The 13,121-nt window shown below is 47.6% G+C and carries 13 protein-coding genes; all 13 read right to left on the bottom strand.

Features of this window, described 5'->3' with window-relative positions; all coding sequences use genetic code 11:
* Window positions 1–172: 172 nt before the first annotated feature.
* On the bottom strand, window positions 173–868 hold the full coding sequence (locus NBZ79_RS10525) for an ABC transporter ATP-binding protein (protein ID WP_251932380.1): 696 nt from the start codon (window positions 866–868) through the stop codon (window positions 173–175).
* Window positions 861–2,081: a lipoprotein-releasing ABC transporter permease subunit gene (locus tag NBZ79_RS10530; protein ID WP_251932381.1), complete on the bottom strand. Its 1,221-nt coding sequence runs from the start codon at window positions 2,079–2,081 to the stop codon at window positions 861–863. Before NBZ79_RS10530 ends, NBZ79_RS10525 begins: the two co-directional genes overlap by 8 nt.
* 29 nt (window positions 2,082–2,110) lie before the next feature.
* On the bottom strand, window positions 2,111–3,424 hold the full coding sequence (gene proS, locus NBZ79_RS10535) for a proline--tRNA ligase (protein ID WP_251932382.1): 1,314 nt from the start codon (window positions 3,422–3,424) through the stop codon (window positions 2,111–2,113).
* 110 nt (window positions 3,425–3,534) lie between these two features.
* Window positions 3,535–3,930, bottom strand: coding sequence for a hypothetical protein (locus tag NBZ79_RS10540; protein ID WP_251932383.1), 396 nt, complete (start codon window positions 3,928–3,930; stop codon window positions 3,535–3,537).
* Window positions 3,931–3,961: 31 nt separating this feature from the next.
* Window positions 3,962–4,222, bottom strand: coding sequence for a DUF1467 family protein (locus NBZ79_RS19690; protein ID WP_420854533.1), 261 nt, complete (start codon window positions 4,220–4,222; stop codon window positions 3,962–3,964).
* Window positions 4,223–4,234: 12 nt separating this feature from the next.
* A complete protein-coding gene (gene mce, locus NBZ79_RS10545) occupies window positions 4,235–4,639 on the bottom strand; it encodes a methylmalonyl-CoA epimerase (protein WP_251932384.1) in 405 nt (134 codons plus the stop codon).
* Between the two features lie 14 nt (window positions 4,640–4,653).
* On the bottom strand, window positions 4,654–6,261 hold the full coding sequence (locus NBZ79_RS10550) for a ribonuclease J (RefSeq protein ID WP_251932385.1): 1,608 nt from the start codon (window positions 6,259–6,261) through the stop codon (window positions 4,654–4,656).
* 80 nt (window positions 6,262–6,341) lie between these two features.
* Window positions 6,342–7,109 (bottom strand): type III pantothenate kinase, encoded by a 768-nt coding sequence (locus NBZ79_RS10555; RefSeq protein WP_251932386.1) that lies wholly within the window; start codon window positions 7,107–7,109, stop codon window positions 6,342–6,344.
* A 22-nt stretch (window positions 7,110–7,131) separates the two neighbouring features.
* Window positions 7,132–7,896 (bottom strand): biotin--[acetyl-CoA-carboxylase] ligase, encoded by a 765-nt coding sequence (locus NBZ79_RS10560; protein ID WP_251938063.1) that lies wholly within the window; start codon window positions 7,894–7,896, stop codon window positions 7,132–7,134.
* A complete protein-coding gene (gene nuoN / locus NBZ79_RS10565; protein WP_251932387.1) occupies window positions 7,896–9,329 on the bottom strand; it encodes an NADH-quinone oxidoreductase subunit NuoN in 1,434 nt (477 codons plus the stop codon). Before nuoN ends, NBZ79_RS10560 begins: the two co-directional genes overlap by 1 nt.
* A 20-nt stretch (window positions 9,330–9,349) precedes the next feature.
* Window positions 9,350–10,861, bottom strand: coding sequence for an NADH-quinone oxidoreductase subunit M (locus NBZ79_RS10570; protein ID WP_251932388.1), 1,512 nt, complete (start codon window positions 10,859–10,861; stop codon window positions 9,350–9,352).
* Window positions 10,862–10,864: 3 nt separating this feature from the next.
* Window positions 10,865–12,796 carry an NADH-quinone oxidoreductase subunit L gene (nuoL, locus tag NBZ79_RS10575; protein ID WP_420854605.1) on the bottom strand — a complete coding sequence of 644 codons (1,932 nt, stop codon included), beginning with the start codon at window positions 12,794–12,796 and terminating at the stop codon, window positions 10,865–10,867.
* Between the two features lie 13 nt (window positions 12,797–12,809).
* Window positions 12,810–13,118 carry an NADH-quinone oxidoreductase subunit NuoK gene (gene nuoK, locus NBZ79_RS10580; protein WP_251932390.1) on the bottom strand — a complete coding sequence of 103 codons (309 nt, stop codon included), beginning with the start codon at window positions 13,116–13,118 and terminating at the stop codon, window positions 12,810–12,812.
* Window positions 13,119–13,121: the final 3 nt, after the last annotated feature.

Raw genomic sequence — 13,121 nt, forward strand, 5'->3', positions numbered from 1 at the left:
ACTACCAAATGCTGCCGTTTCAAATCCGCTTTTTATCATCTGGTATATGTTCATCACTCGCTCCTTTATGGTTGAGCTTATAATGTTCTTGTTTTGTTCTTTTGTCAATGAGCAGAATAATATTTTTTATTCGAGCAAGAAAACCTACTATTTTTATGAGCTTGAATTCTGTCTATGAGATCGAAGATTCGTCTTCAATAAGATGATGATCCCGAACATGGATAACTCTATCCATTCGCGCAGCCAGTTCAGTATTATGGGTTGCAACCAAGGCCCCGACATTTTGATCCCGTACCAAATCTAAGAATTGCTGAAATACTAACTCCGCTGTTTGCTCATCAAGATTTCCCGTTGGCTCATCAGCGAGCAGGAGCACAGGGTCGTTTGCTAACGCACGTGCAATAGCAACACGTTGTTGCTCTCCACCAGACAGCTTTGCGGGACGATGAGATAATCTGTCCTGTAACCCCATGCGGGTCAGCAGCTTCGTCCCTTTTTCCCGAGCGAGCGATTTAGGCACTCCGGCAATCAGGTTTGGCATCATGACATTTTCAAGGGCGGAAAACTCGGGCAGCAAATGATGAAACTGATATACGAACCCAATTTGATTGCGTCTCACTTCTGTACGTTTACTGTCATTGGAGTTGCTGCAATCAACACCAGTAATCCAGACAGATCCTGTCGTCGGCGGTTCTAACAGGCCGGCAATCTGAAGCAAGGTAGATTTTCCTGAGCCGGATTGGCCCAACAGTGCAACGATTTCTCCGGGTGCAATTTCCAATGCCACATGATCAAGCACCAGAAGGTCTTCATGCCCTTGTGAGAACACGCGCCCAACGTCAACAAGTTTCAAGACAGCATCACTCATAACGAAGCGCCTCTACTGGATCGAGACGAGCCGCCCGCCAAGAAGGATAAATTGTCGCGAGTAAAGAAAGCGCAAGCGCCATCAGCACAACAGTTGTCACTTCAGTGGGATCAATTTTAGCTGGTAAGTTGGAAAGGAAATAAATCTCGGCAGAGAATAGCTCTGCCCCCGTTAATCCCTCTATCAGCCCTTTAATACGATCTATGTTCGCACAGAAGCCTAGTCCAAGGGCAAAACCAAACGCAGTACCGATAACCCCGATACTGGCCCCTGCAATAAAGAATACCCGCATTATCATTCCACGCGTCGCTCCCATGGTGCGTAAAATGGCAACATCCCTACCCTTGTCTTTAACAAGCATAATAAGGCTGGAAATAATATTGAAAGCGGCAACGAGGATGATCAATGTCAGGATCAAAAACATAACGTTCCGTTCGACTTGCAGTGCATTGAAGAAACTTGCCCGCGATTGCTGCCAATCGTAAATATACGCCCTTATATTGACCGCATTAATGATCTCGCGTCGCGCCTCGAGTGCACTATCCGGATCAGACGCAAATACCTCAAGTGCCGTGACGCCGTCGCCCAATCGAAAATAGGTCTGGGCCGCATTGAGCGACATGTAAATATAGCCATTGTCGTATTCATACATGCCTGTTTCAAACAAGCCACCAACAATGAAGGTTTTTACCCGCGGCATTGTCCCGAAGGCGGTCGCTGTTCCCTGCGCCGAAATGAGTTTCAGCTTATCTCCGGCTTTGACCCCTAATGTACGGGCCAAGCGATACCCAATTAACAACGAGTTATTGTCACTGAAGCTATCCAGAGATCCATCTATGATATTCGAGGACAGGACATCCAGGTTTTCCAACTGTTCTGGCGCCATGCCGCGCACCAATGCTCCGCTGGCCTGTTTGCCCGAAGCCATAACCTGCCCTTCAACAATAGGCGCAACCCGCACAACTTCGGGAACATCTTTCAGCCGGGCAATAACGCCATCAAAATCAACAAGTGGTGCTTCTTCAGGAGCTCGAATTTCATAATGTCCATTCAGCCCGAGTATTCTGTCCAGAAGCTCTGCCCGAAAACCGTTCATGACAGACATCACAATGATCAAGGTTGCAACGCCCAGGCCAATGCCCAACAAAGAGAACAGAGCAATAACCGAGATAAACCCTTCTTGCCGGCGGGCTCTCAAATACCGCAATGCCATTGTCCATTCAAATCGGGAAAACACTGAGCCTAGCCCACCAACAGTTTTAATGCGTCATCAAGGGAAAGTTCCTGTTTTTCGCCGGAAGCACGATTTTTAACTTCGACAACCCCTGATTTTACCCCACGCGGGCCGATTGTTGCCTGCCAGGGCAGTCCAATCAGGTCCATCTTCGCAAATTTTTCACCAGCTCGTCCGGAAGTGTCATCATACAATACATCAACACCCGCATTGGTGAGTTTTCCATAAAATTCCGTACATGCTGTATCGCAAGCCTCATCCCCACTTTTCAGGTTAATCAAGCCAACATCAAATGGCGCCACGGAAGCTGGCCATATAATACCGTTTTCGTCATGACTTGCTTCAATGATCCCGCCAACCAGCCGAGACACCCCAATTCCATATGACCCCATTGAAACAACGGCTTCTTTCCCATCTGGGCCCGCAACAGAGGCGCCCAAGGGTTTCGAATATTTATCCCCAAAATGGAATATATGGCCGACTTCAATACCCCGCCGGGTTATCAGGTCACTCTCCGCGACGTCACAAGCCTCCGCGTCATGCATATCGTCGGCCGCAGCGTAATATCCCGTCCATTCATCGACAATGGATTGCAATTGTTCTGGCGAATATTCGGCTTGCGTGGGTGTTTCCAAGCCAAGTAAATCTTTATGATAGAAAACTTCACTTTCGCCTGTATCCGCTAACACGATAAATTCATGGGACAGGTCCCCGCCTATGGGGCCCGTATCCGCACGAAGTGGAATTGCTTTCACACCAAGCCGTGCAAAGGTCTTCAAATAGGCAACGAACATATTGTTGTAAGCGATTTTAGCGCCTTCATAATCCAGATCAAAGGAATAGGCATCCTTCATCAGAAATTCACGCCCCCTCATAATACCAAACCTAGGGCGAACTTCATCTCGAAACTTCCATTGGATATGATAGAGATTTAGAGGCAGGTTTTTATAGCTTTTCACATGGGATCTGAAAATATCCGTAACCTGTTCCTCATTGGTCGGGCCATATAGCATATCCCGGTCGTGACGATCCGTAATCCGCAGCATTTCTTTACCGTAATCGTCATACCGCCCGGACTCACGCCATAAATCTGCCGGCTGCAATGTCGGCATCAGGATCTCCAAGGCTCCGGCGCGATTTTGCTCTTCACGGACTATATTTTCGATATTTTTCAAAACCCTATGGCCAAGTGGTAACCAGGAATAGATACCCGCGGAGGACTGCTGGATCATACCGGCACGCAGCATTAACCGATGCGAGACAATCTGCGCTTCCTTGGGATCTTCTTTAAGGGTAGGTAAAAAAAACTGTGATAGGCGCATGGATAAAGCCTTAAAACTGTTATACGCGAGGACTAAGCCTCAGATAGGTTACTGGCGAAGTATTTTCCAGACTTTTAACGGGATTCCCGCAGATTGCAAGGAATAGCCGGTCATTGGTATCTTTTCTGACATTCCTGTGCAATTGCATTTAGCGCCGGATCAGAGAGCTCCTGTCCATTATAGAGCATTTTACCACTGCTGATATTATACTCGATCAGCCCAACATATACTTCTGCATTTTTAAGTTTAGGGTTATAATTGTTGAGCAAATCTTTGAATGGTAACGCTAAATTTATAAATATCGTATCCGGTATCTTGACCTGAGTTCCATCGAGATCAGCAGGAACGACAGGTTTACCATGAACATCGACACCCGGCTTGAAATTCACATCCTGCTCTGCGACATATTTCGTAATGCGGGAACAATTCTCTTTGGATACTTCCAGTTCAACATCTTCTGCATATGCCTGAAATGCCACTAAAAAAAATGCTGAAACAATTGTCATCCGCAAGAATATCAAACCTCACTCCTCTTCCTTATGTGTTTTGGAAAAATGCCCTTAAATCAATAAGTTCAAGCTCAATTATCGTCCATATTATAACAAAAAGACAAACTGTAATCCCGGTTGTTATAGCAAATTTCATCCATATCCGCGGATTTACCGGGGCACTTTCAACGGTTCCTGGTTCCACGCCTTCATCTGATTCCTCCTGCGTCCGCACCCCCCAAGGCAGCACCATGAATAGGACGAGTAGCCAGGTCACGACAAAAATTACAATTCCGCCTACGATAGACATATAAGTCAGCCTTTATACTTGTTCCAGCTCGACAAGTGTTCCCGAGAAGTCTTTGGGATGTAGGAATAAAACAGGTTTCTTGTGAGCACCAATTTTCGGCTCTCCATCTCCGAGAATCCGGGCGCCTTTTTCAACCAGCTGGTCTCGCGCCGCAATAATATCTTCAACCTCATAACAAACATGATGCATGCCCCCTGAGGTGTTTTTTGCAAGAAACCCTGCAATAGGTGAATTTTCACCCAATGGATACAGTAATTCAATTTTAGTATTGTCCAACTCAACGAACACCACTGTGACACCATTGTCAGGCTCATCTTGCGGTGCGCTGACTGTCGCTCCCAATGTATCTTTGTATACGGTGGCGGCAGCTTCCAAATCCGGTACTGCGATAGCCACATGGTTTAACCGTCCTATCATCTTCTTAATCTTTCCTATTCATCTTCAAATCTAATCACATAAATATCGGTTATCGGCCGGCGCCCAGCAATTCGTCGGAAAACACGACGTACAGCCTGCCGTGCTGACTCTTCTATGTCTCCATCCGACAAACGCTGTTTTTTCGTCAGTTTAGCATGTTTGTCGAAAATTTCCCGGCGCAACTCCGTTTGCAACTTGGGAAAAAGACCTTCATCTACCACGCCACGCAAACGAATTTCCGGATCTTCCGTTATTTTCCCCTCTTCATTGACAATAACGATCCCACTGATTGCACCATTATAGACAAGCCGGCGCCGGGTGCTCAAAAAATCACCGTCAAGTGCCGTTAGACCACCGGCATCCACTGCAAATCGACCGAAAGGGACCGATCCAATAATTTTTGCATCTCCCGGTGCCAGTTTCAGCAAATTACCGTTTGTAATCTCGATAGCTGATTTTACGCCTAAAGACAGGGCAAGATCACAATGAGATCTTATGTGCCGAGCCTCGCCATGCACCGGAACAGCTATTTCCGGTTTTACAATATTATACATATCCGTCAATTCACCACGTGCCGGATGACCCGAAACATGAACAAATTCATCAGCTTCCGTAACAACATTAACACCGGATTCAGTCAGTTTATTATGTAAGGCATAGAGTGTTTTCTCATTGCCGGGTATGACCTTCGATGAAAAAATAACAGTATCACCGGAGGAAAGCGAGATATGAGAATGCTCATCACGGGCTATACGCGCCATTGCCCCACGAGGCTCGCCTTGACTTCCAGTGCATAAAAGCAAAATTTTATCTCGCGGAATATGGCCCGCATCTTTTTCATCAAGAAAAGGTGGTAAATCATTAAGGTAACCCGCTTTTTTAGCCGCCTGCGTCATCCTGTGCAACGATCGGCCAACAAGCACAACATGTCTGTCATGTCGCTCAGCTACACTGGCAATGGTCATTAGCCGGGCGATATTGGATGCAAATGTCGTCACGGCGATGCGACCAGAAGTGATGGTTCCAAGCAATTTATCCAGATTAACCTGAACATCCAGCTCTGAACCGGACACGCCTTCCTTAAAAACATTGGTTGAATCGCAGATCATCGCAAGAACGCCTTGCTTCGAAACAGCCGCCATCTTTGTCAAGTTGCTCGCAGGGCCAACAACGGGATCTGGATCCAGTTTCCAATCCCCACTATGAAGAACGCGGCCATGGGGAGTTGTAATCATCAGCGCCTGCATTTCCGGTATCGAATGAGTCAAATCGACAAAATCGATGTGAAATTCACCAATCGAGACAGAACTTCCCGCGGCAACGACATTGACCTCAACGTCCTTCTCAAGCCCCTCTTCCGCTAACTTTAAAGATAGAATCTCTGCTGTGAATGGACTGGTATATACAGGACATTGAAAGGATGGCCAAAGGCGCGCAACTGCGCCAACGTGATCTTCATGAGCATGGGTCACAATTATCGCGAGGAGATCCTCTTTTCGTTCGGCAATCCAGGAGGCATCGGGAACAATTACATCAATTCCGGGGGCACGATCATCTGCGAATGATATACCGCAATCAACCATCAACCATTTGCCGTTGCAGCAATATAAATTGAGATTCATGCCAATCTCCCCGCTACCCCCTAACGGTAAGAATATGAGGGAGTCTTTCAAATCACTTTCAAAATCAGTCATCAGCGGGTTCAGTTATTCCTGTAAAATATTTCGACCAGACCAGTTAGCGTTAAATCGCCGTCCACATGATCAATAATGTCAGTTCCTTTGTGGTACAATGGTGCCAATCCACCTGTTGCGACGGTTTTAATGTTCTGTCCATATTCCGAACGGATGCGCATTACTAGACCTTCAGTCATTGCTAAATAGCCGCAATAAATACCAGCTTGCATACATTCCACTGTATTTTTACCTATCACCCGTTCGGGGCGGTCAATTGCAATACGCGGTAATTTTGCTGCGGCCTTATGTAAAGCATCGAGGCTCAGATTAACACCCGGCGCAATAACACCGCCAATATAGTTCCCTTCACCGTCGACAACATCAAAATTTGTGGCCGTACCAAAATCAATCACCACTAACGGTCCGCCATAAATTACATGGGCGCCGACCGCGTTCACTAGCCGATCCGCACCGGCTTCTTTAGGATTGTCGATTAGCGGCTTCATGCCAAGATCCACACCCTCTTCCCCAATTACCATAGGGGAAACGCCAAAATATCGTCGACAGAAACCCTTGATATTAAACGTTGCCTCGGGAACAACAGTGGCCACAATGACATTCTTGATTTCACTCAGCACAAGACCATCAAGTGCCATGGCCTGACTGAGCCAGACACCATATTCTTCTGCTGTTCGAGAGCTGGATGTCGCGATCCGCCACTCGTTTACTAAGTCACGGCCACTATATGCCGCGCAGGTAATATTTGTGTTTCCAACATCCACTGCCAGTAACATCTCTGTCTCCAATCCATAACGCTCACGGGACTATAAACACTTCTCCCGCAGTTATCAGTTTTTCTTCTCCAGTGTCCAACCGAAGAACAAGCGCTCCGTCCATATCCAAATCGGAAAATATACCCATTAGCATCTGATCACTTAATTTAACTGTAATTTGTTGACCAATTCCTACGGCTCTTTCAAGCCACTGCTCTCGAATTGGAGCAAATCCTGAGTGTTTCCATATCATGTATAGCTCAAGGAAATTATGAAGATATGCGGACAGAAGTGTTTCAAGCTTGGGCTGAGCTCCTTGATATTTCAATGACGTCGCAGGCAAACCGTCCGTAATATCCGGGAAGGACACCACATTCACACCCGTGCCAACAATTACGTAATCGAGTATGCCGTCGGGACGCGTTTTACTTTCGAGCAATATACCGGATATTTTATGCCCCTTGACAAGAACATCATTGGGCCATTTGACTTTGACATCCGAATCTGTTGGTAATTCCGCCGCAATGGCTTTTTGCAATGCAACAGCAATCAGGAAGGAAAGCCGGGCTCCGGCCAGAGGGTCGCATTCAGGGCGAAGCAACAGCGAGCAGTACAAATTTCCGGTTGGGCTTGACCAATCACGTCCCCGCCTACCCACACCTTGTTCCTGACGCTTGGACCAGACAACCCGTCCTTCGAGATTTCCTTCTTCCGCAAGTCTTCTGGCTTCGATATTCGTGCTTCCGATTGTCTCGAAAACCGTAACATCAAAAAACGGAGGTAGATTTAACCCGCCACCAACAGACATCACGAAAAGAGAACAGCCGCCGCCGCTTTCGCACCGTCCAGTAAGGGGCCCGGGAAAATCACAAAGAAGGCAACAAAGATCGCAGATAATGTCATGATGACAGACAATGTCCTGCTCGTCGGCTCAAAGCCTTCCGCTTCATCATCGAAATACATGATTTTGACGATGCGAAGATAGTAAACCGCACCTATTACCGAAGTTACCAACCCGATAACTGCCAAGGGGACCAGACCAGCGTTAATAGCAGCAACAAATATGTAAAACTTGCCGAAGAAACCAGCAAGTGGCGGAACACCAGCAAGACTGAACATGAACACCAGCAAGAAAAAGGCCATCCAGGGGCGGCTTTTACTCAGACCGGCAAGTTCCGAAATATCTTCAACCATACCGTCCCGCTGACGCATAGACAGAATACATGCGAAGGTTCCGATATTCATGATCACATATATGGTCATGTAAATAAGGACGCCGCGGACCCCCTCCTCGGTTCCCGCAGCCAGCCCGACAAGGGCATAGCCAATATGACCAATTGAAGAATAGGCCATCAAACGCTTAATGTTTTTCTGATTGATCGCCGCAAAGGCACCGAGAACCATTGAGGCTATGGAAATAAAGACAATGATCTGCTGCCATTGATCAACCAACTCACCAAAGGGTGTAATGAAGACACGGAGGAACAAGGCGATCGCTGCAACCTTGGGAGCTGCTGCAAAAAAAGCTGTAACAGGCGTTGGAACCCCTTCATAGACATCTGGCGCCCACATATGAAACGGTACCGCAGACACTTTAAATGCCAGCCCGGCAATCAAGAAGACTAGGCCGATTAACAAGCCAATTTCGGAATGAGCTTCACCGGTTGTGAATATCTGTGCCAGCAAATCGAAATTCGTTGTGCCCGTAAATCCGTAAATCAACGAAGCGCCATATAACAGCATGCCCGATGAAAGGGCTCCCAGCACAAAATACTTCAACCCTGCTTCTGTCGATCGCACACTATCCCGCCGGAAAGCTGCAGTGACATAGAGCGAGAGGCTCATCAGCTCGATGCCCAGATAAAGTGACATCAGGTCATTGGCTGATATCATTACCAACATACCCAAAGTCGCAATGACGATCAGGATCGGAAATTCAAAGCGATCCAGCTTCTCCCGCTTGTTAAAATCAAGCGACATGATAATCGCGAGAGCGGAGGCGCCAAGACACAGTGTTTTCATGAAAACGCCAAAGGCGTCATCCCGGTACAATCCGTTAAACGTGACGAATGTCTCCCGCGCCTCATATTGTATCATCAAGGCTGCCACAATCAGGGAAATGACTGCCAGCCAGGATACCAGTGTCGTTGACTTATTGCCACGAAAGGCACCAATCATCAATAAAGCCATAGCGGCACAGGCTAAGAAAATTTCCGCAAGTGCGATTGAAAAATCAGGCATTACCATATCTTAGAACCTACCTACTTAGCCGCGTTTAGAATTGATTTAGTTGCTTCCATTGCCGCCTGATGTTGATCCATCAAATTCGTGACAGAAGCATGCATAACATCCAGGAATGGTGTGGGATAAACCCCCATCCATAGAGCGATGACAATAAGCGGAGCGAAAATAGCGATTTCCCGCTTTCCCACATCCATAATATTTTTCAGATCATCTTTCACCAACTCGCCAAAGACAACCCGTCGATAGAGCCACAAACTATAAGCTGCGCCCAATATCACCCCAATGGTGGCAAAGAAGGCAACGAACGTGCTGACTTGATATGCACCGACGAGGATAAGGAATTCGCCGACAAATCCGCTGGTTCCCGGCAAGCCAATAGTTGCCATGGTGAAAACCATGAAAATAACAGCATAGCGTGGCATGCGATGGACAAGGCCGCCATAGCGGGCAATTTCCCGCGTATGGATACGATCATATATGACACCTACGCACAGGAAGAGCGCACCGGAGACGATCCCGTGACTCAGCATTTGCAGGATCCCGCCTTCCAAGCCTTGTGAAGTAAAGGTGAAAATACCAATGGTAATAAAGCCCATATGTGCGACTGAGGAATAAGCGATTAGCTTTTTCATATCTTTTTGAACAAGGGCGACCAATGACGTATAGATAATTGCAACAACACTCAGGCCGAATACCAATGGCGCAAAATAATCTGACGCCGCCGGAAACATGGGAATTGAGAAGCGCAAAAATCCGTATCCGCCCATTTTCAGCAAGACACCGGCAAGGATCACTGAGCCCGCCGTCGGTGCCTGCACATGGGCATCGGGTAGCCATGTATGAACAGGCCACATTGGAACTTTCACGGCGAAGGATGCAAAAAATGCAAGCCACAGCCAATATTGCAAACTGACATCGAAATCATAGGCGAGTAAGGTCGGGATATCGGTTGTACCGGCAATCAAGTACATGGCGATCATTGCCGCCAGCATCAGAACTGAGCCGATCAAGGTGTACAGGAAAAACTTAAAGCTGGCATAGACCCGCTGTGCACCGCCCCAGATCCCGATAATCAGGAACATCGGGATAAGGCCCGCTTCGAAGAATAGGTAGAACAACACCATATCCAGAGCACAGAAGACACCTATCATCAGTGTTTCCATAATCAGGAAGGCGATCATATATTCCCGAACACGTACAGTAATAGCTTCCCAACTCGCCAGAATACAAAGCGGCATCAGGAATGTGGTCAGAATTATAAACAGCACGGAAATGCCATCGACACCCATATGGTAATTGATGCCACCGCCTAACCATTCATCCTTTTCAACGAACTGAAAAGCAGCTGTACTGTTGTCAAAATTAATCCAGATAAACAAGGACACAATGAAAGTGAATAATGTCGTCCAGATCGCAACCCACCGGGCATTACGTGCAGAGGACTCTTCTTTCCCACTGGTCAACAGGATCAGCAACACCCCGACAAGAGGTAGAAATGTCACCGTTGATAAGATTGGCCAATCAAGCATGACTTACTGTCCACCCGCAAAGAAGAAATAAGATACGAACGCTGCCACGCCTAACAACATGGCAAACGCATAATGATAGACATAACCGCTTTGCAATTGCGAGGCACGCTGCGCCAAAGCAATCACCCGCGCGGAAATACCATCCGGTCCAAGGCCGTCAATGATCTTTCCATCCCCAAAGGTCCAGAGGAAGGATCCGATCCGTTTCGCCGGGCGAACGAACAAAAAGTCGTAAAGTTCGTCAAAATACCATTTATTGAGCAGGAACTGATACAAGGCAGAATGTGTTTTCGCCAAAGTAACCGGGATATCGGTACGGCGAATATACATTTGAACGGTCAGCAGCAAACCGCCGACAGCCAGGATAAGTGGGAGCAATACGACCCAGGTTGGCACGTGATGCGCATCAAACATGGACCGGCTATTTTCCAGAAGAAGAACGGAATCTCCCCAGAAATCCTTGTAGTTTTCACCGGTCATCGGTCCGACAAAAAGCATTCCCGCAAAAATGGCACCTAATGCCAGTACGCCCAAGGGAATAAGCATTACCGGTGGGCTTTCATGAATATGTGCCATCACTTCTTTTGGCGCTCGAGGTTTGCCGTGGAATGTCATGAAGATGAGGCGTCCAGAATAAAATGCTGTCAACGCGGCGGCCGCCACACCAGCCCAGAAGGCATACATTCCGGCACCAGTTCCCGCCGCATATGCGCTTTCAATGATCAGGTCCTTGGAGTAATAACCGGCAAAGAAGGGTATCCCGGCGAGAGCCAGTGATCCAATCCACATCATCGCATAAGTAATTTTAATATGTGGCGCCAAACCGCCCATTTTTCTCATATCCTGCTCATCACCTACAGCATGAATGACTGAACCAGAACCTAAGAAAAGAAGTGCCTTGAAGAAGGCATGTGTGAAGAGGTGAAATATCGCAACCGGGTACGCACCAATGCCAAGGGCAAAGAACATATAGCCGAGCTGCGAACAGGTTGAATAGGCAATCACCCGCTTGATATCATTCTGAACCAGCCCAATCGTTGCCGCGAAGAAGCAGGTTGTCCCGCCGACGACGGTCACAACCATCAGGGCCGTCGGTGAATACTCAAAAATTGGGGAGCAACGGGCAACCATAAATACCCCGGCCGTCACCATGGTCGCCGCATGGATTAATGCGGAAACAGGTGTGGGGCCTTCCATGGCATCAGGGAGCCAGGTATGCAATCCGATTTGCGCCGATTTACCCATGGCACCAACGAACAGTAGAAGGCAGATGGTCGTGAGTATATCAACTTGATAGCCAAGGAATTCGAAGGATTGGCCAACCTGATCGGGAGCAGCTGCAAAAACCACGCTGAAGCTGACCGAGTCGAACACCAGATATATTGCCATGATACCGAGCGCAAACCCAAAGTCGCCCACACGGTTGACAACAAAAGCCTTGATTGCAGCGGCGTTGGCAGACGGTTTCTTGTACCAGAACCCGATGAGGAGGTAGCTGGCCAGCCCGACGCCTTCCCAGCCAAAATAAAGCTGAACAAAGTTATCGGATGTAACAAGCATCAACATGGCGAAGGTGAAAAGTGACAAATAGGCCATAAAGCGCTGTTTATGCGGGTCATGCGCCATATAGCCAATGGAATATACATGGACAACCGCTGAAACAGTATTGACCACCACCAGCATAACTGCTGTCAAACTATCTATGCGAAGCGCCCAGGAAACATCAAAACTTCCTGAAGAGATCCAGGTAAAAAGCTCAACCATTTCCGGTGACTGATTGAAGGCAACCTGATAGAGCGAGACCCATGAAAGGATGGCGCTGAAAATCACAGCACCGGAAGTCACCAACTGGCTCCCTCGATCACCAATGAACCGGCCAAACAAGCCGGCAATTAATGCGGCGAGTAGCGGTAAAAATACAAGGAGGACGTACATCATGATTTTTGCGTTAACCCTTCATGTGATGAATGTCCTCAACCGCGATGGACCCGCGGTTTCGGAAATAAACGACAAGTATTGCCAAGCCAATTGCCGCTTCGCCTGCAGCGACCGTCAACACAAAGAGCGCGAAAACCTGACCTACGAGATCACCTAGGAACGATGAAAACGCAACAAGATTAATATTCACGGCGAGTAGCATCAGCTCAACGGACATTAAAATAACGATGACATTCTTCCGGTTCAGGAAAATGCCGAAAATACCTAACGTCAGCAAAATAGCTGAAACTGTCAGGTAATGTGCGAGACCAATTTCCATCTG

This window comes from Sneathiella marina (assembly GCF_023746535.1).
Taxonomy (GTDB): Bacteria; Pseudomonadota; Alphaproteobacteria; order Sneathiellales; family Sneathiellaceae; genus Sneathiella; species Sneathiella marina.